General features: G+C 54.8%; 15 protein-coding genes. 7 read left to right on the forward strand and 8 right to left on the reverse strand.

What is annotated here, in order from left to right:
* Nucleotides 1–125 precede the first annotated feature (125 nt).
* The 7 genes from ABFX35_RS19270 to ABFX35_RS19300 form a co-directional block, all read right to left on the reverse strand.
* Complete coding sequence (locus ABFX35_RS19270; protein WP_423783688.1) at nt 126–1,091, reverse strand: sugar kinase; 966 nt, start codon at nt 1,089–1,091, stop codon at nt 126–128.
* A gap of 2 nt (nt 1,092–1,093) precedes the next feature.
* A complete protein-coding gene (locus ABFX35_RS19275; RefSeq protein ID WP_346082509.1) occupies nt 1,094–1,846 on the reverse strand; it encodes a sugar phosphate isomerase/epimerase family protein in 753 nt (250 codons plus the stop codon).
* Nucleotides 1,847–2,696: 850 nt separating this feature from the next.
* Nucleotides 2,697–3,731: a LacI family DNA-binding transcriptional regulator gene (locus ABFX35_RS19280; protein ID WP_095846469.1), complete on the reverse strand. Its 1,035-nt coding sequence runs from the start codon at nt 3,729–3,731 to the stop codon at nt 2,697–2,699.
* Nucleotides 3,732–3,801: 70 nt separating this feature from the next.
* Complete coding sequence (locus ABFX35_RS19285) at nt 3,802–5,073, reverse strand: MFS transporter (protein WP_346082510.1); 1,272 nt, start codon at nt 5,071–5,073, stop codon at nt 3,802–3,804.
* Between the two features lie 68 nt (nt 5,074–5,141).
* Nucleotides 5,142–7,268, reverse strand: a complete 2,127-nt coding sequence (locus tag ABFX35_RS19290; RefSeq protein ID WP_346082512.1) for an alpha-galactosidase — start codon at nt 7,266–7,268, stop codon at nt 5,142–5,144.
* A 119-nt stretch (nt 7,269–7,387) separates the two neighbouring features.
* Nucleotides 7,388–8,395 (reverse strand): LacI family DNA-binding transcriptional regulator, encoded by a 1,008-nt coding sequence (locus ABFX35_RS19295; protein WP_279029076.1) that lies wholly within the window; start codon nt 8,393–8,395, stop codon nt 7,388–7,390.
* A 158-nt stretch (nt 8,396–8,553) separates the two neighbouring features.
* Complete coding sequence (locus ABFX35_RS19300; RefSeq protein ID WP_346082514.1) at nt 8,554–9,807, reverse strand: enolase C-terminal domain-like protein; 1,254 nt, start codon at nt 9,805–9,807, stop codon at nt 8,554–8,556.
* 328 nt (nt 9,808–10,135) lie between these two features.
* Here ABFX35_RS19300 and ABFX35_RS19305 point away from each other — a divergent pair, with 328 nt between their 5' ends.
* The 4 genes from ABFX35_RS19305 to ABFX35_RS19320 all read left to right on the forward strand — a co-directional run bounded on the left by ABFX35_RS19305 (nt 10,136) and on the right by ABFX35_RS19320 (nt 14,353).
* Nucleotides 10,136–10,903 (forward strand): SDR family oxidoreductase, encoded by a 768-nt coding sequence (locus ABFX35_RS19305; RefSeq protein ID WP_346082515.1) that lies wholly within the window; start codon nt 10,136–10,138, stop codon nt 10,901–10,903.
* A 33-nt stretch (nt 10,904–10,936) separates the two neighbouring features.
* Nucleotides 10,937–11,977, forward strand: a complete 1,041-nt coding sequence (gene idnD / locus ABFX35_RS19310) for an L-idonate 5-dehydrogenase (protein WP_279029171.1) — start codon at nt 10,937–10,939, stop codon at nt 11,975–11,977.
* 124 nt (nt 11,978–12,101) lie between these two features.
* Nucleotides 12,102–13,490 carry an MFS transporter gene (locus ABFX35_RS19315; RefSeq protein WP_279029174.1) on the forward strand — a complete coding sequence of 463 codons (1,389 nt, stop codon included), beginning with the start codon at nt 12,102–12,104 and terminating at the stop codon, nt 13,488–13,490.
* 146 nt (nt 13,491–13,636) lie between these two features.
* Complete coding sequence (locus ABFX35_RS19320; RefSeq protein ID WP_279029177.1) at nt 13,637–14,353, forward strand: FadR/GntR family transcriptional regulator; 717 nt, start codon at nt 13,637–13,639, stop codon at nt 14,351–14,353.
* Between the two features lie 57 nt (nt 14,354–14,410).
* On the opposite strand, the gene ABFX35_RS19325 is transcribed toward ABFX35_RS19320, so the two are convergent.
* A complete protein-coding gene (locus ABFX35_RS19325) occupies nt 14,411–14,983 on the reverse strand; it encodes a DNA-3-methyladenine glycosylase I (RefSeq protein ID WP_346082518.1) in 573 nt (190 codons plus the stop codon).
* Nucleotides 14,984–15,913: 930 nt separating this feature from the next.
* Here ABFX35_RS19325 and ABFX35_RS19330 point away from each other — a divergent pair.
* The 3 genes from ABFX35_RS19330 (at nt 15,914) to glyS (ending at nt 19,843) form a co-directional block, all read left to right on the forward strand.
* On the forward strand, nt 15,914–16,654 hold the full coding sequence (locus tag ABFX35_RS19330) for a LuxR family transcriptional regulator (RefSeq protein ID WP_346082520.1): 741 nt from the start codon (nt 15,914–15,916) through the stop codon (nt 16,652–16,654).
* Between the two features lie 201 nt (nt 16,655–16,855).
* On the forward strand, nt 16,856–17,764 hold the full coding sequence (gene glyQ, locus ABFX35_RS19335; RefSeq protein WP_279028678.1) for a glycine--tRNA ligase subunit alpha: 909 nt from the start codon (nt 16,856–16,858) through the stop codon (nt 17,762–17,764).
* A 9-nt stretch (nt 17,765–17,773) separates the two neighbouring features.
* Nucleotides 17,774–19,843 (forward strand): glycine--tRNA ligase subunit beta, encoded by a 2,070-nt coding sequence (gene glyS, locus ABFX35_RS19340; RefSeq protein WP_346082521.1) that lies wholly within the window; start codon nt 17,774–17,776, stop codon nt 19,841–19,843.
* Nucleotides 19,844–19,846 lie beyond the last annotated feature (3 nt).

Here is a 19,846-nt window from a genome sequence, read left to right on the forward strand (position 1 = left end):
TTGGCAGCCTGGCTTATAGCCTGGCAACCCACGGGGCCAGTATTCTCCCAGCACGTCCTGGCTGTAGGGCAAGAGGCGTACGCCGTTGGGAGCGGGCGGTTAATCCGTGAATCGTTTTTATCGGTTTATGATTCGGCCAAGGCGGCGCGGGTCGGCAGGCCTTCGCTATCGCCGATGGCCTGGATCGCCAGCGAGCCGATTTTATTGCCGCGTTGCACCGCCTGTTTCAGCGTTTTGCCTTCCAGCAGGGCGCTGATCGCCCCCACGGCAAAGCCGTCTCCCGCACCCACGGTATCCACCACGTTGCTGACTTTTACCGCCGGCACCACGGCCTGATCGCCGGCGGCGGTTTTGAACCAGGCGCCTTCCGGGCCGGTTTTGATCAGCACCGCCTGCACGCCGTGCTCCAGATAGAAATCGGCGATGCCTTCCGGCGTTGACTGGCCGGTCAGGATTTGGCCTTCCTTCAGCCCTGGCAGCACCCAGTCGGCGGCAAACGCCAGTGCGTTAAGCTGCGCGATCATCACCGCCTGGCTTGGCCACAGCACCGGGCGCAGGTTGGGATCGAAGGAGATGGTTTTGCCCATGGCGCGCATTTCGCGTGCGGCGTAGTGGCACAGCGCCAGCGAGGAGCCGGACAGCGCCGCCGCCACGCCGCTCAGGTGCAGGTGGCGGGCGCGGCCAAAGTAATCCCGATCAAAATCGGCGGTGGAAAGATGGCTGGCGGCCGAACCTTTACGGAAATACTCCACAATGGGATCGGTTCCATCCAGGGCTTTGGATTTCATCTGAAAACCGGTCGGGTAGTGGCCGTCCACGGTAACGCAGTGGGCGTTAACCCCCTCTTGTTTCAACTGCTGCAAGGTGAAACGGCCAAAAGCATCGTTGCCCACCCGGCTCACCCAGCCGACGTTGAGGCCCAGGCGTGACAGGCCGATGGCCACGTTCAACTCGGCGCCGGCAATGCGCTTGGTGAAGGTTTCCACTTCTGCCAGATCGCCCGGTTGCGCCGCGACGAACATCGCCATGGCTTCGCCCAGGGTGACGACGTCCAATGCTGAATAGCGTTCGGTTGTCTGTGTTGCCATCATGTTTACTCCGCACGTAAAAGATTAACGTAGTGGCGGGTGACTGCCGCCAGATCGTCGCCCTGTAATGGGAACTCAATACCCCGCGGCGCGTCCTGCGGCAACAGGGCCAACAGATTGCGCCAACTGCCGTCGGTTTCATCCAGCGCAATGGCGCGCCAGCCGTGCGGGCCCTGGGCGGCGGCCTTCACGTGGATATAGCTGACGTGGCGCGCCAGGCGCTCGGCCGCGGCCTGCGCGTCTTGCCCCACCCACAGCCAGTTGGCCATATCAAAGGTCATCCCTACCGGCAGGTGGTTGTCTTCTGCGGCGTGGAAGAAGGCGTTGAGCATCGGCAAAACGCCGCAGTCGGGGGTTTGATCGTTTTCAACCACCAACTGCAGCGGGTATTTTTCCAGAGCCACTTTCAACGGGGTGAAGTCAAACCCCGGCTGATAATGGCCGAGCGACAGCTTGAGCTGGCGGGCGTGCAGGATCTGTGCTTCGGCCAGGCGCGCTTCCAGGTTTGGGTTAAGCGCATGCTGCGGCGTAAATAAGGCTTCCGGAGCGGAATAGACGGCGAATAGCCCGTGCTGTGCGATGGCCTCGGCTAGCGCCGGCAGGGCGTCGATGTCTTGCGCGCTGAACAGCTCGCGGCGAATCTCCACGCCGTCTGCGCCAGCCTGCGCAATAAGCGGCAGCAGCGCCGCCTGGCCACCTTGCTGGAGGACGGCTTCGGCGCCATAGGCACCGGTCACGACGATAATTTCTTTTTTCATACCCGCTCCTGAATCGGCTGCGTTTTTTATTGCTGTTATAAATACGTTAGATGGAACCGGTTCCATGCGAAAGCGACAGAGTGTAAAAGTATGATCGAAATCACGAACGGTGAACAAAAAATAGTCGGAGTTTAAGCGGGTAAAAGCTGGCGCGCAGGCGGCGGATGTTTCCCTCACCCGGCACCCTCACCCCAGCCCTCTCCCAGAGGGAGAGGGGGAAAACCGGAGTTCTTATCAAGATTAGTGCCGCGCTAAACCCTGTTGTAGCGCTATTTTTAAATTATTTGATAAGCGGAATACTGAGCTTCCACTATTGCACGGATGGCTCCCTCTCCCAGAGGGAGAGGGGGAAAACCGGAGTTCTTATCAAGATTAGTGCCGCGCCAAACCCTTGTTGTAGCGCTATTTTTAAATCATTTGATAAACGTCCACTATTGCACGGATGGCTCCCTCTCCCTGTGGGAGAGGGGGAAAACCGGAGTTCTTATCAAGATTAGTGCCGCGCCAAACCCTGTTGTAGCGCTATTTTTAAATCATTTGATAAGCGGAATGACGAGCTTCCACTATTGCATGGGCGGCTCCCTGTCCCTGTGGGAGAGAGGAAACCCCCTGTTGTAGCGCTATTTTTAAATTATTTGATAAACGGAATACTGAGCTTCCACTATTGCACGGGCGGCTCCCTCTCCCAGAGGGAGAGGGGGAAAACCGGAGTTCTTATCAAGATTAGTGCCGCGCCCAACCCTGTTGTAGCGCTATTTTTAAATCATTTGATAAACGGAATGCCGAGCTTCCATTATTGCACGGGCCGCTCCCTCTCCCTTTGGGAGAGGGTTGGGGTGAGGGAAAAAACCTAGCGGGTCGTTGAACCTCGCACAATCAGCTCACCGGAAAACACCCGCTCTTCCGGCGCAGACGCCAGCCCCTGAATACGTTGCAGCAACTGCTCCAGCGCGGTATGCCCCATCTGATAGGTCGGCTGCTTTAGCGTAGTAATCCCCACCCCGGCCAGCTCCGCCCATTCCAGTTCGTCAAAGCCCAGCAGGCCGATATCGCTGCCCCAGTGCAGGCCGAGGCGGCGCATGGCGCGCGCCACTTGCAGCGTCAGCGCGCCGTTGGCGGAAATCACCGCCTTGCGCATACCGCGATGGCGCAGATTAAATTCCCGCAGCACCGTTTCCAACTGTGGGCCGTCGTTCAGCGGCGTTTCCGCCTGTTCCGCCGCCAGCGCCGGGTGCTCTGCCATGGTTTGGCGGAAAGCGAGCAGGCGCTCCAGGCGGGTGTTAACGGTGCCGACCGGTTCACTTAGGAACAAAATGGCTTCAAACCCCTGTTGCAACAGGTGCTCCGTGGCCCGGGTTGCCGCTTCATGGTTGTTTAGCCCTACCACATCGCAGGTGAAATCCGGGATTTTCCGGTCGATCAGCACCATAGGCAGCTGCGACTGATGCAACGCCGAGAGCGCATCTTCACGCATCCCGACGGCATTGACGACGATGCCCTCGACCCGGTAGCTGCTGAGCAGTTGCAGGTAGTGCTGCTCCTGGTTGACTTCATTGTTGGTGTTACACACCAGAAGGGTGAAGCCGTGCTGGCGGCAGGCGGCTTCGATGCCGCGCATCACATCCACCGAATAGGGGTTGGTGATATCGGCGATAATCAGGCCGATCAGCCGGGTCTGGCCGCCTTTCAGGCTGCGCGCCATCTGGCTTGGCCGGTAGTCGAGCTGTGTAATCGCCTGCTGGATGCGGCGTTTGAGATCGTCAGACAGCAGGTGCTGTTCACCGTTCAGGTAACGCGACACGCTGGTCTTGCCGGTTTTGGCGGCTTTGGCCACATCGCTGATGGTAGCGCGCCCGGCGGCGCGCGATGCCTTCACACTGCTCACGGTCGATCCCTCCTGAGGTAGATAGCCACAGAGCCTAACACACCCGCCGCGCCGCCGGGAGCCTCTGCTATCAGGATGTGGCGCTGGGCGCACCTTCCGGCAGCGCCCGGCTTTTTGGCGTGCTGCTCAGCGTAAAGGCGGAGATTAACGTCACGCCCAGCGCCAGGCCGCCGAGGATCATATAGGTGCTGTGAAAACCGATCCGATCATACATATTGCCGGCAAAGGCGGACAGGAAGATTGCCGCACCCTGTTTGGCAAACTGGAAGCCGATCAGGTAGATAGTCGCGGAAAGCCGGGTGTCGAAGATGGCGGTGATGTATTTGAAAGTCCCGACCAGCAGGAAGGGCACTTCCAGCGCGTGCAGCATTTTCAGCAGCACCACCTCCAGCGCGGTGGTGGCAAAGGAAGAGCCGATGATGCGGATTGACATGATCACCCCGGCCAGCAGCAGCGTATTTTTCGCCCCGATGCGGTTAATGATCCACGGCGAGCAGAACATGATCAGCGCATTGGCCAGTTCGCCGGCGGTGGTGACGTAGCCGAACACTTCGGTGCCGCGCTGCGGTGAGCTAAAGAATGATTTAAAGAAGTTGGCGAACTGCTGATCGAACACGTCATAGACGCAGGCGACGCCCACCACGTACAGGATAAACAGCCACATTTTCGGCATTTTAAACAGCTCGGCGGCCATTTTGATCCTGAACTGCGGCTGGTTGGCCCCGAGCTGGTTCATCACCACGGCGGTGGGGTTTTCTTTGGGATCGGCCAGCAGCAGCAACAGCATCAGCAGGACGGACGCCCCCGAACCCATCCAAAATACAATGTCCGGGTTGATGTTGAACAATACGCCGGCGGTCGAGGCGCAGATCCCCCAGCCAAAGCAGCCGAACATGCGCGCTTTGCCATATTCAAACGCGCTTTTGCGGCTGACCCTTTCGATATAGGCTTCTACGGCGCCGGAACCGCCGGAAAACACAAAGCCGATGTAGGCCCCGCCGCTTAACGCGCCGAGCAGAATGTTGGTCTTGAGCAGCGGAGCGAAGACAAACAGGAAGAAGGGCGCAAAGAACAGCAGCAGCAGTGAAATGATCCACAGCAGATGTTTTTTCAGCCCCAGTTTGTCGGAAATAATGCCGAAAATCGGTTGGAACAGAATGGCAAACAGCGACAGGCAGGAGAAAACCAGCCCGGTTTCGGTTTTATTCAGGCCAATCACTTCCGACAGCCAAATCGGCAAGAACGGGAAGCAGGTGGCCATGATGAAAAAGTACAGGAAAAAGAAGGCGCCGAAGATCCAGAAGTTACGGTTGTTTTTGTAGGTACAGACGGTGGCGTTCATTGCTATTGTCCTTTCGCTACTGACTGGCGATGAGCATGCGGCGGCGCCAGGCCGCCGCACTGGCTTTATTAAAGCTGTTCGATATTAATCAGCATGGCGCTTTCCGGATCCAGCACCGGCAGCGCCAACCCGGCCTGCGCCAGCCACTCGCCGCTGGCTTCACACGGCTGTTTCATCCAGGCCGGCAGTTGGCGCATGGTGTGGCCGCCCCGCTGCTGGTGGATCAGCGCCGGGGTATCCAGCAGGCTGATGCAGTAGCGCGTCTGTGGGTTTAGCCCCGGGATGCGCAGGTTGCCCGGCAGGGTGTACTCCGGCATCGCCAACTGGCTGACCAGGATCACCGCGCGATCGCGCGTGGGGCTGATCACGCCGTTGATCAGCGTGTTTTTGTCGTGATGATCGATCCGCACCACGTCGCCGCTGTGCAGCAGCGGCCGCAAGGCTTTATGCAGCGCCACGTAGCGGGCAAAGCCCCGTTGCTCTTCTTCCCCTTCTTTAACCGGATCCAGCTCAATGCCCATGTGGCCGAACAGCGCCGTCAGGCCGCGAAAGCCGATGCTGTGCTGGCGTTCGGTGGCGTGGCATTGGCGGTTGCCGATGTGCGCGCCCATCACTTCCGGCGGGAAAAAGTAGCTCATGCCGCGTTGGATGCTCTGGCGCTCCAGCGCATCGTTGTTGTCCGAGGTCCAGAAACGGTGGCTGCGTTTGAGCACTTCGTAATCGATGCGGCCGCCGCCGGATGCGCAGGATTCAAACTCCACCGCCGGGAAACGCTGTTGCAACGTATCCAGCAGCCGGTAAAACTGCGCCGTCTGCGCGGTCAGCGACGCGTGGCCCAGGTGCGCGGGCTGGACGATTTCGCGGTTCATGTCCCATTTCACATAGTCGATATCATGCGCGCTCAACAGCCACTCCAGGCGCGCCAGCAGGTAATCAAACACCTGCGGGTTGCACAGATCGAGCACGTACTGGTGGCGGCCGGTGGGCTGTTGGTAACCCGCCAGCCCCAGCACCCAGTCGGGGTGGGCGCGGTACAGGTCTGAATCCGGGTTAATCATTTCCGGCTCCACCCAGATGCCGAACTCCATCCCCAGACGTTTTACGTGGCCGATCACCGGTTCCAGGCCGTCGGGGTATTTGCGTTCGTCAAGATACCAGTCCCCCAGGGCGGCGCGATCGTGATCGCGGCCGCGGAACCAGCCATCGTCAATGATAAAGCGTTCGACGCCCAGTTCGGCGGCCTGGCTGGCCATGCGCATGATGTATTCGGGCTGGTGATCGAAATAGATGCCTTCCCAGGTGTTAAGGTGCACCGGGCGCGGCTTGTTGCCGGGAAAATGCAGAATGTGCTGGCGCACATAGCGGTGGAACTGCTGGCTCAGGGCCGTCAGGCCGCGTTGCGAGCAGGCGGCGTACAGCCACGGCGTGCTCAGGCTGGCATTTTCTTCCAGCGCCATTTCCCCCGGCAGATACAGCGCTTCGGCCTGCACCAGGCGGCGGCCGTCGGTTTTCACCTCCGCGCGCAGGCGGTGATTGCCGCTCCAGCCAAGGTGCACGCCCCAGACTTCCCCTTGCTGCTCGCTAAAGCCGGCGGTGCCGATCATCATGCCGGGGAAATATTCGTGCGAGGTGCGGCCGCGGCGGTTTTCCTGTTGATAGCCGCCGTGGGCCAGCGGGATGCGGTGTGGTTGAAACTCGCGGATCCAACGGCCGTGGAACGCCATCACTTCGCCGGCGCGCTCCGGCAGCGGCAACGTTAGCGCCAGGCGGTTCAGCCAGTAACGCTCCGGCTTGGTGTTGGTCAGGGTGTGGCGCATTTGCAGTACGCTGCTGGCGGTATCCAGCACCAGTTCGCTATGCAACTGCAGCCCAGCTTGGCGATCTTCAGCCAGAATCTCCAGTTGTTGCCCGGTATGGATCACATCACAGGTGGTAAATACCGGCGACCAGTCCAGGCCGTCCCGGTGGCCTTCAACGCCGGGTGCGCCAAACAGGCCACGCCCCGCTTCGGCCGCCAGCGTCAGCGGGGTATCAACGTCCAGGCGGCCATTCGGCACCGGGCGCCCCAGGGTCAGCACGTCCTGGGCTGTAAAATAGCTCAGATGCGGCCCCCAGTAGAGGATTTCTGCAAACGGGGAACAGCGCACGATAACGTCGGTCGCGGCGCTGGTTAGCCGCACAACGGTAGCTTCCATGATCGGGTTCCTTAATAAGCCATATTTGTGCTCCGATCAATAATCCGAAACGTTTTGGATTAAAACCGAAACGTTTCGGATCTGTGATCTGACTGGGCAAAAATGATGCTTATGGAAAGCTAGTCTGCGAGCGGCAGATCGTCCGGGCTGGGTTTCAGTACCGGTTGCCACAGCACCTGTAGCTGATTGAGCGGCTGGCGTTGGATCAGGCCTAGCGTCATTTCGGCGATCTTTTTGCCCACCTGCTCACGGGTGGCTTGCACAATCGCGCTGACGGGCAGATCGAGCAGGCTGTCCGGCGGCAGGCCGTCGTAGACCACCAGCGGAACCCCACCCGGCCCCAGGCGGCCGGCGTCGCGCAGCGCCATCGCCGCGCCTTCGCCGTGGCCGTTGCAATCGGTGATGATCGCCGTCGGCGGCGTGGCCTGCGCCAGCAGCTGTTGGGTGGCAAGATAGCCGGCGCGCCGGCTGGGGGTAATGCGGCACAGGTATTCTTCATGCAGCGGCAGATGGTTGGCCGCCAGCCCGTCCAGATAGCCCTGGCGGCGCTGGCTGATAAAGGATTGGTGATTATTTTCCCCGAGGTAGGCAATACGGCGGTGGCCAAGGTGCGCCAGGTAGTCCACCGCCATTTTGCAGCCCGCGTGGTTGTCAAAGTCAAACCACGCGTAGTCGCCTGCCAGCTGGCTGCGGCCGAGCGCCAGAAACGGGAAGTTCAGGCGCTGTAGCTGGTGCAGGCGCGGATCGTCATTCAGCGTGTGCGCCACGATCAGCGCATCCACCCGTTTGCTTTCGATCAGGCGCGTAAAGGATAAGTGTGGCGCTTCATCGGCAACCAGCAGCAGATCGATCTCATGGCGCACCAGTTCATTGCTGATGCAGCCGACCATTTCCATAAAGGTGGAATTGCCAAACGGGTGGGAATTGAAGGGGAAAACCAGGCCAACGGCGTCGATCTTGCCCATTTTCAGACGGCGCGCCAGCGTATTCGGGCGGTATCCCATCTGGTTTGCCATCGCCTCCACCCGCTGACGCGTTTTTTGCGCTACGTCATCGTAGCCGTTCAGCGCGCGGCTGACGGTGGTTATGGACAGGCCAAGTTCCTTGGCGATCGCTTTCAGGGACATAACATTCTCTGCTGAAAAATGGCGGAAAGGGCAAGGCGAGAGTACCACAGAGCGCGGCGCTGGCGGGAGTGGTGCCGCACCGATGCCGGAAAAAGGCCCGGTAAACTTTACTAACCGGGCTATCTTCCAACCTTCTTTCGATAATCGCAGGGGGAAAGTTATGGTCTGGATGCGGTGCCATCTGGCGTACGCGCCATCGTCCAGGACGGAATGCCCCCGGCGCACGGATATTTTGCCGCTTTGGCTTCATCGATATCAATGCCCAGGCCCGGCTTGTCATTCAGATAAGCATAACCGTGATTAATCTCCGGGCAGCCAGCGAAGACTTCACGCAGCGCGTCATTCATCGGCGTGTATTCCTGAATGCCAAAGTTTGGCGAGCTTAAATCAAGTTGCATATTGGCGCACACACCCACCGGAGAAATGTCGCCCGGCCCGTGCCACGCGGTGCGCACGCCGTTCAGTTCGCTGTAAACCGCCAGTTTCCTGGCTGGCGTAATACCGCCGATGGTGCTGACATGGCAGCGAATATAATCAATCAGCTTGTTGTCGATAAGCGGTTTCCACTCATTGACATTAACGAACAACTCGCCCATGGAAATTGGCGTGGAGGATTGTTGGCGCAGCATGTTCAGCCAGTCGATGTTTTCCGGCGCTACCGGATCTTCAAGATAGAAAAGTTGATATTCTTCGAGTCTTTTGGCCAGATTGATGGCGGTTACCGGCGTCACGCGCTCGTGTACGTCGTGGATAAATTCAATACTAAAGCCCAGTTTATTGCGCAGATGATCGAACAGGCGTGGGACGCTTTTTGCGTAGGCATCCGGATCAAAATAGATGCCGGGGGTTTTACTGCGCGGTGAACGTTTGGGTTGAATGTTCTTCGCGCGTGCCAACTGGGTGGCAATCAGTTTGAGATCGTCGGTCCCTGCGCCGCCGTACATGCCCATCTGGCAGCGAACATACTGGTAGCCCTCTTCCATTCTGGCGCGAATGTTATCTTCCACTTCTATTTCATCGCTGCCATCCGTATGGCAATAAAGCGGAATACCGTCGCGGCACTTACCGCCCAGCAACTCATAAACCGGCATGCCCGCAAGTTTGCCTTTGATATCCCACAGCGCCATGTCCACGCCGGATAACGCATTGTTCATGATCGGGCCGTTGCGCCAGTAACCGCTGACCGCGCCAGACTGCCAGATGTCTTCAATGCGGCGAGGGTCTTTGCCAATCAGAAAAGGGGCCATGTACTCATCAATGGCGCTTTTCACGGCAAAAATGCGTTGCGTGAATGTCGCGCATCCCAAACCGTACAGCCCTGGTTCGTTGGTTTCGATCTTCACGACGGCCAGGTCAATGCCACCCGGTGCCGTCAGAATCGTTTTCACATTGGTGATTTTCAGGTTACTCACTTTAACTCCTCAATTCAGCGAATTAACGGCATATCATTGATACGTTTTTACCTGTAGGTTGTCCTACAAATTGATGTTGTTATATCACGCTTTGCCGGGTCAGCCTCTTTCAGTGCGCCATTTTGTGATAACGATCAAATACCATAACGCAAAAAAACATAAATATATTTTATTATCAATTAATTATATGATTTTTTGCGATCGGTTATAACCTATTGTTTGTGATCTTTGTTGCAAATTCATTTTTGCGGTGTTGATTTTATTAAAGTGAAAACTCACTCTTAAAAAAGATAGTTGTCATACAAATTAAATGGGCGAGGAAAATTATATGACCGATTTATTTGGCTTAACGGGGAAAACGGCTCTGGTAACGGGCTCCGCACGTGGCCTGGGGTTTGCCTATGCGGAGGGCCTGGCCGCTGCGGGGGCGCGCGTCATTCTGAATGATATTCGCGATACGCTGCTGGCTGAATCCGTGGATAAGCTGGCGCGTAAAGGCTACAGCGCGCATGGCGTGGCATTCGATGTTACCAATGAAGACGCCATTGAAACCGCCTTCGCTCAGCTCGATGCGCAGGATGTCCACGTCGATATTCTGATTAATAACGCAGGCATTCAGTACCGCAAGCCGATGGTTGAGCTGGAGCTGGCAAACTGGCAGAAGGTGATTGATACCAACCTGACCAGCGCCTTTCTGGTTTCGCGCGCTGCGGCAAAGCGCATGATTGCACGCAATAGCGGGGGAAAGATCGTCAATATTGGTTCATTAACCAGCCAGGCCGCCAGACCCACCGTTGCGCCTTACACGGCGGCAAAAGGCGGCATTAAAATGCTCACCTGCTCTATGGCAGCCGAATGGGCACCGTTTAATATTCAGACCAACGCCATCGGGCCGGGCTACATTCTGACCGACATGAACACCGCGCTGATTGAAGATAAACAGTTCGACAGTTGGGTTAAAAGCAGCAACCCCTCACAGCGTTGGGGCCGGCCGGAAGAATTAATCGGTACGGCGGTGTTTCTGTCATCAAAAGCATCGGATTACATTAACGGCCAAATTATTTACGTCGATGGCGGCTGGCTGGCTGTACTGTGAACCTGTTATCGAAAAAGACCATGGAGAATTAACATGCTTAAAGTAGATTTCGATGCCTGTATCGTAAATGGCAAAAAAGATGTGGCGGTAGAACATCGCGAATTGCAGTATTCAGAACACGATGTAGTGATAAAGGTGGAGTGCGGTGGAATATGCGGATCAGATATTCACTATTATCATGAAGGGCGTGCGGGGCTGTCTGTCATTAAGCATCCGCTGGTGATTGGCCATGAGTTCGTCGGCCGTATTTTCCATGCGCCCGCCGGCTCTGAATTGAAGGTGGGGCAAAAAGTCGCGGTGAACCCATCGCAGCCTTGCCTGCAGTGCGAATACTGCTATGCCGGCAAACAAAATGAATGCCAGAATATGCGTTTTATGGGGAGCGCCCAGTTTACTCCTCATGTACATGGCGGGTTCGCGCAATATGTCGTGGTATCTGAAAAACAATGTATTACTTATGATGAACGGGTGGCGGCGAATATTATGGCGCTCGCGGAACCAACCGCCGTGGTGATCCACGCTCTTAATGTTGCAGGTAGCGTGGTTGGGAAAAAAGTACTGGTGATTGGCGCGGGGCCGATTGGCGCACTTGCGATTGCCGCGGTAAGGGCCTCTGGCGCTTCAGAAATTGTAGCCTGCGATCTGAGTGAGAGATGTCGGCGCATTGCTATTGAAATGGGCGCCGATGCGGCAGTCGATCCCCGCACGCAAAATAGTATGGCGGAATATTATGATAACAGAGGCTATTTTGATGTGACGCTGGAAGCGAGTGGCGCCGAAGCGGCGATTGAATCCAGCATTCTGGCAACGCGGCCGGGTGGGGTTGTGGTACAGATCGGGATGGGTAAAAGCCCGGTTAATTTACCCGTGGCGCAGATGCTGGTAAAAGAGCTTTCCTGGAAAGGTTCTTTTCGGTTTATTGATGAATTTACGACCGCCGTAAAATGGCTGGAAAAAGGAATTATCGATCCACGCCCAATTATTTCATCAACATATCAATACAATAAAATAGAAGATGCGCTAATAGCCGCCAGCGATAAAAACATCTCATCCAAGGTGCTGGTTACCTTTTAATAACGGTATGTTTTTTATATCGGATCAAATCGAATATCTGAAAAGTAGTGGGATTTAATCCATTAATCAGCTGAGTTTGTTGGTTGTTAGATATTAATATATTCTCTAACCCTGTGGTGAAAGTATGAGTCATTCAACCCCTAACACAGAACGAAATACCTCTGATCTTGTTAGAGCATCCGTTTCCGGCTGGCTTGGGACAACATTAGAGTTTATGGACTTTCAGCTATATTCTTTGGGCGCCGCGTTAGTGTTTCATGAGGTATTTTTCCCGGGCCAATCAAGTGCCATGGCTTTAATCCTTGCGATGGGTACTTATGGTGCCGGTTACGTCGCACGTATTTTCGGCGCGGTTATCTTTGGTAAGATGGGCGATAAAGTAGGCCGTAAAAAGGTCCTTTTTATTACTATTGCCTTAATGGGCGTTTGTACGACATTAATCGGTGTTTTACCAACGTATCAGCAGGTGGGCATTTTGGCACCGTTATTGCTGGTTACGCTGCGGATTATTCAGGGGCTGGGGGCCGGGGCGGAAATTTCCGGCGCTAGCACCATGCTGGCGGAATATGCGCCAGCGGGTAAAAAAGGCATTATCTCTTCACTGGTTGCCATGGGCACAAACTGTGGCACATTAAGTGCGACCGCCATTTGGGCAGCCATGTTTTTCTTCTTTGATAATGAAGATATTGTTGCCTGGGCCTGGCGTATTCCTTTCCTGGCCAGTTTTATCGTGATGGGCTTTGCTATTTGGCTACGGCTGAATTTGAAAGAAAGCCCGGTCTTCGAAAATGTCAAAGAAGTAGGCAGTGTGGCCCAGCAACAAAGCGAGCCTTTATGGAAATTAATGAAAGGGCGTTCGTTCTGGATCGCCACCGGGCTGCGTTTTGGGCAAGCGGGAAACTCGGGGATTATCCAGACATTTCTCGCGGGCTATATGGTTCAGACTCTCCTATTTAATAAGGCCATACCAACGGATGCGATGATGATGAGTTCTGTTATTGGCTTCTTAACGATCCCGTTAATTGGCTGGATATCAGATAAAGTGGGGCGGCGTATTCCTTATATTATTCTCACGCTCTGCTCTATTATCTTGGCATATCCCATGCTTTCTTTTATCGTCGATAAAGATCAGTCGATAGGAACGATCACCCTTTGCCTGATACTTATCCATAACTGTGCGGTTCTGGGCCAGGCGGCTATTGAGGGGATTACCATGGCGGAGATGTTTGGTTCAAAGAACCGCTTCGCTTTGATGGCGATTTCTAAAGAGATTGGCGGTCTTTTTGCCACCGGCTTAGGGCCGTTATTGGCCGGGATATTCTGCCAGCTCACGGGCTCGTGGTATCCAATCTTCATCATGCTGATCGGGTACTCATGTATTGGCCTGTTATCGTCCTGTGTGATGCCTGAAGTGAGCGATCGCGATCTCACCGATCTTGCAAACGCGACGGAATCAAAACAACTGAATAAAAGAAACATTGATCGGGCCGTTAATGCTAATCGCTGCCCTTGAGGCTTTCCGGTATGAGAGGCCAGGGCGCGGGGAAACCCGTTCCCTGGATTAATTATTCGGCGGTTCAGATTAAATGATGATTAATTGTACGATAAATAGATATGATATATAGTTTACTTCTGTAGGACATCTTATAGGTCGCTGGTGTGAGTATTAAATCTATCCAGAAAAAAAATGTGGTTAATGAAATCTTTGACCAGATAAAGGAAAAGCTGCTGGACGGCAGTTGGACGCCGGGTAGCCGTTTGCCCTCGGAAGCGGAGCTGACCACCTCTTTTAATGTTAGTAGGGTTAGCGTGCGTAGTGCGGTTCAACGCTTTCGCGATCTTGGCATTGTGGTCACCCGCCAGGGAAGCGGCAGCTACGTCAGTAAAAACTTTACCCCGCAGATGCTGAGTAACGATCCCCGCCCCATCATGCATCTTAGCCGCGAAGAGTTTCACGACATGATGATTTTCCGCCAGACCGTGGAGTTCAAATGCGTGGAGCTGGCGGTCACCCATGCGACCGATGATGACATTCGCCAACTGGAACAAGCATTGAACAATATGCTTATCAACAAAGGCGACTACAAAAAATATTCGGAAGCGGATTACGCGTTCCATCTGTCGATTGTCCGGGCATCACACAATAGCGTGTTCTACAACGTGATGAACTCGATCAAAGATATCTATTACTACTACCTTGAAGAACTCAACCGTGCGCTGGGTATTACTCTGGAGAGTGTTGAAGCGCATATCAAGGTTTATATGGCTATCAAGAACCGCGACGCCAGCACGGCGGTAGAGGTACTCAACGAGGCGATGTCGGAAAACATTCTCGCTATTGAGAAAATCAAAGCGATGGACATTTCAGAACAGTGATCTTGCCCGCCACCTCCAGCAGGTTTTGGTTTTCAAATTCACCCACGCAGGCATTCACTACTGCGAACGATCAGCCTGATGGCAGATGCATTGGGTGAGATGATCGTTCACCAGCCCGCAGGCCTGCATAAAGGCATAGCAGGTGGTGGAGCCGATAAACTTGAAGCCGCGCTTTTTCAGCGCCTTGGACATGGCATCGGACTGCGGCGTTTTTGCCGGCACTTGGGCCAGCGTTTCCCAGTGGTTCAGCAAGGGTTTGCCATCGACAAATTGCCAGATGAACGCCACAAAATCTTCGCCTGCGGCCTCCATCGCCAGATAGGCCCTGGCATTGTTGATGATGGCTTCAATTTTGCCGCGGTGGCGGATAATGCCGCTATTTTGCAGCAGGCTTTCTATGTCTTGCTCGGTCATGGCGGCAATCTGCTGCGGATCGAACTGGTGGAAAGCCTGGCGATAGTTTTCACGTTTTTTCAGCACCGTGATCCAAGAAAGCCCAGCCTGTTGGCCCTCAAGGCATAGCATTTCAAACAGCGCTTGGCCGCTGAGCGTGGGCTGGCCCCATTCATTGTCGTGGTAATCGAGATACAACGGATCGGCTGTTACCCAGCCACAGCGTTTGTCTGTCATGCTGAATGCCCTTTCACTGTGTTTATTTACAGGTAATCATCGCCTGAAGCGGCCGGTTTGGCAAGTGTCTGTGGGGGTTATAATCGCCGCGGGTATTAACAGAGTGCGCGTGAGCATGTTGGCAGGCTGGGAGCCATACTTTCATGATGTTCGAGCATATCGCGGGTTTATCCGTCTTTTTGCTGCCGATATCTCTAAGTCATGTGCGAATTAGGGAATAAATACCAAAACGTTTATCCACTGATAGCAGAAAAAGACTATACTTTAGTATAGTCTTGTTTATCATTGAACAGTCGAAAGTGTTATTTTCGCCGGCAAGATAGCCGGGAAATAAAAATAAAAAAAAGCTGATTCTGAGAACAGAATCAGCTAGCCAATTCGGCCAACACCAGGGAAAATAGTTTAATTATTATCATGTCACTGTAGAACAATTGTCAATTTATTTCTTTCTCGGTAGCCGATTTATGGAGGAGTTTATTGCTTTTTTTCTGCTTAGTCAGTTATTTGAATTTAGCTAACTGCATAATATCACCGTTAATTTTCACCCGGCGGTGAGATGATTGAGTTCTTTTCAGCTTCCTGTTCACAAAAATTCACTTTGTTTTTTTGATATATGAAAATTAATAATATGTAATCAATAAATATAACAAAGTGGATTGTCTTGTGTTTTCTTCATCTATTATTCATCCATTCTTCACTCATCCCTCATCCCTCATCCCTCATCCCTGCTTGTCTAAAGAAGAACATGATTTTGATGTGTTAATGTACCGATGGTAGAATAATCACCCTATCGTGATATGGGTTTTATTGATAATTTGATTGCTAACTAATGGTTTACATGCGTTATTTTTTTAGTTTCCTATAATTATACTCCCCCCCTTTGTTATGTTAAATTTTTACGTGTGTCATGCTATTTGAGGAGCGCGTTAGGTGTCTGCATTGTTCTTTGATAATGAGGTGGTTAACACCTCAATGCAAAAGTGCCTGGAGAAAAAACTAAGCCAATATAACAAGATAAAATTCGCTTATGCCATCATGGACAAAAATAATCCGGCGAATTTTTCTATAATTTCAAACTGGATGCCGTGGTTTGAACTCTATATTAAAGAACATTGTCAGTTTATCGATCCGGTGCTGATTATGGCATCGCAACGCCTCACCCCTTTTTCCTGGGATGAGAATATCATGATCGGCTCTGGGCTGAGGCTCCACAAGATTTTTGATATGGCGAAGGACTACAACGTCCTTAATGGATATACCTTTGTGCTTCACGATCATCACCATAATCTTGTCGTCTTATCTCTTATCTTTGATAAGAATCGCGGTGATAACGTAGAAAAAAGAATAGAACAAGATAAAGACAGGCTTCAGATGTTATTGATTAGCACGCATGAGGAACTCACCGCACGTTATCAGGCGGTGAGCAGCCCTACCAACGTTGAGAAAATGAACGGGAAAGCGATATTTTCGCCGCGTGAGAATGCCATTCTTTACTGGGCAAGCATGGGGAAATCCTATCAGGAAATTGCACTTATCCTGGGGATTAAGCTTGCCACGGTGAAATATCACGTTGGCAACGCCGTTAAAAAGTTGGGCGTTACCAATGCCAAACATGCCATCAGGCTTGGGGTGGAGTTGCAGCTTATCCTGCCGCCGGATGCGGGAAAATAGCAGTCAGTATTTAGTCCTTCATGGTAGTAAAGGGGCCGCAGGTAGCCTTGGCGCTGGTGATTTTCCCGGCCTTTAAGCATCCCAAACCGCTTTTTGTTTGATGATTCGCACTTGATGCTGGATTGTGGCTGTATATCTTACGGTCAACGGGTATACTTGCGCATTCAATCTAAAACCACTTGTACCGCGTGCGAATTCAACATGCAAAAGTTTGATACCAAGACCTTTCAGGGCCTGATCCTGACACTGCAGGACTATTGGGCGCGCCAGGGCTGTACCATTGTTCAACCATTGGACATGGAAGTCGGCGCGGGTACCTCCCACCCTATGACGTGCCTGCGTGCGCTTGGCCCAGAGCCGATCGCCGCTGCCTATGTGCAACCTTCACGCCGCCCGACCGACGGCCGTTACGGCGAAAACCCTAACCGCTTGCAGCACTACTACCAGTTCCAGGTGATCATCAAGCCATCGCCGGAAAATATTCAGGAACTGTATCTGGGCTCGCTGAAAGAGCTGGGGCTGGATCCCACCATCCATGACATCCGCTTCGTTGAAGACAACTGGGAAAACCCGACGCTCGGCGCCTGGGGCCTGGGTTGGGAAGTGTGGCTGAACGGTATGGAAGTGACGCAGTTCACCTACTTCCAGCAGGTGGGCGGCCTGGAATGCAAACCGGTTACCGGCGAGATCACCTACGGCCTGGAGCGCCTGGCGATGTACATCCAGGGCGTGGACAGCGTTTACGATCTGGTGTGGAGCAATGGCCCGCTGGGCGTTACCACCTACGGTGATGTGTTCCACCAGAACGAAGTGGAGCAGTCCACCTATAACTTCGAATACGCCGACGTCGATTTCCTGTTCACCTGCTTCGAGCAGTATGAAAAAGAAGCGCAAAAGCTGCTGGCGCTGGAAAAACCGCTGCCGCTGCCGGCTTACGAACGTATCCTGAAGGCTGCCCATACCTTCAACCTGCTGGATGCACGCAAGGCGATCTCGGTCACCGAGCGCCAGCGTTATATTCTGCGTATCCGCACGCTGACCAAAGCCGTTGCCGAGGCCTACTACGCTTCCCGCGAAGCGCTGGGCTTCCCGATGTGTAAAAAGAATTAAGAGGCAGCCATGACACAACAGACTTTCCTGGTGGAAATCGGCACGGAAGAGCTGCCGCCGAAGGCTCTTCGTTCACTGGCAGAAGCTTTTGCCGCTAATTTTACCGCCGAACTGGATAACGCCAGCCTTGAACATGGCGCCGTCACCTGGTTTGCCGCGCCGCGCCGTCTGGCGCTGAAAGTGGCCAACCTGAGCGCCGCCCAGGCCGATCGCACCGTTGAAAAACGCGGCCCGGCGATTGCCCAGGCGTTCGACGCCGAAGGCCGCCCAAGCAAAGCGGCCGAAGGCTGGGCGCGCGGCTGCGGCATCAGCGTTGATCAGGCGGAACGCCTGAAAACCGACAAAGGCGAATGGTTGCTGTACCGCGCCCACGTGAAGGGGCTGTCGGCGCAGGAACTGCTGGTCGATATGGTCAGCAATGCGCTGAGCAAACTGCCGATTCCAAAATTGATGCGCTGGGCCGATAAAGAAACCCAGTTTGTGCGGCCGGTGCACACCGTTACCCTGCTGCTGGGCGAGCAGGTGATCCCAGGCACCATCCTGGGCATCGAATCCGGGCGCACTTTGCGCGGCCACCGCTTCATGGGCGAAGCGGAGTTCACCATCGACAACGCCGACCAATATCCGCAGATCCTGCTGGAGTGCGGCAAAGTGGTGGCGGATTACGCCGTGCGTAAAGCCATCATCAAGCGCGATGCCGAACTGGCGGCGCAAAAGATTGGCGGCAAGGCCGATCTGAGCGACAGCCTGCTGGAAGAAGTGGCGTCGCTGGTGGAATGGCCGGTGGTGCTGACGGCCAAATTCGAAGAGAAATTCCTGGCGGTGCCGGCGGAAGCGCTGGTCTATACCATGAAGGGCGATCAGAAGTACTTCCCGGTGTATGACGCCGCGGGCAAGCTGCTGCCGAACTTCATTTTTGTCGCCAACATCGAATCCAAAGATCCGCAGCAAATCATCGCCGGTAACGAAAAAGTGGTGCGCCCGCGCCTGGCGGACGCCGAGTTCTTCTTCAACACCGACCGCAAGCAACGCCTGGAAGACAACCTGCCGCGTCTGGAAACCGTGCTGTTCCAACAGCAGCTGGGTTCGCTGCGCGACAAGACCGATCGCATTCAGGCGCTGTCGGGCTGGGTTGCCGGCCAGATTGGCGCCGACGTCAACCACGCTACCCGCGCCGGGTTGCTGTCGAAGTGCGATCTGATGACCAATATGGTGTTCGAATTCACTGATACCCAGGGCGTGATGGGCATGCACTACGCGCGCCATGACGGTGAGGCCGAAGATGTGGCGGTGGCGCTGAATGAGCAGTACCAACCGCGCTTCTCCGGCGACGATCTGCCGCACTCCCTGGTGGCTTGCTCGCTGGCGATCGCCGACAAGATGGACACCTTGGCCGGTATTTTCGGCATCGGGCAACATCCGAAAGGCGATAAAGACCCGTTCGCTCTGCGCCGTGCCGCGCTCGGTGTGCTGCGCATCATCGTTGAGAAAAACCTGCCGTTGGATCTGCAAACCCTGGCGGAAGAGGCGGTGCGTCTGTATGGCGATAAGCTGACCAACGCCAATGTGGTCGACGACGTGGTGGAATTCATGCTGGGCCGCTTCCGCGCATGGTATCAGGAAGAAGGCCACGCGGTGGACACCATTCAGGCCGTGCTGGCGCGCCGGCCGACCAAACCGGCGGATTTCGACGCGCGGGTGAAAGCGGTGAGCCATTTCCGCACCCTGGATGCGGCGGCGGCGCTGGCGGCAGCCAACAAGCGTGTTTCCAACATCCTGGCCAAGTCTTCCGATACGCTGAATGACGAAGTCCAGGCGTCGGTGCTGAAAGATTCGGCCGAGCTGCAACTGGCCACCCACGTGGTGGTGCTGCGCGATAAGCTGCAACCGCTGTTTGCCGCTGGCCGTTATCAGGAAGCGCTGGTGGAACTGGCCGCGCTGCGCGAGCCGGTCGATGCGTTCTTTGATAGCGTGATGGTGATGGCGGAAGATAACGACGTGCGCGTCAACCGCCTGACGCTGCTGAGCAAGCTGCGCGAGCTGTTCCTGCAGGTGGCGGATATTTCCGTGCTGCAGTAAGCG

This window comes from Gibbsiella dentisursi (genome assembly GCF_039539505.1).
Lineage (GTDB): Bacteria > Pseudomonadota > Gammaproteobacteria > Enterobacterales > Enterobacteriaceae > Gibbsiella > Gibbsiella quercinecans.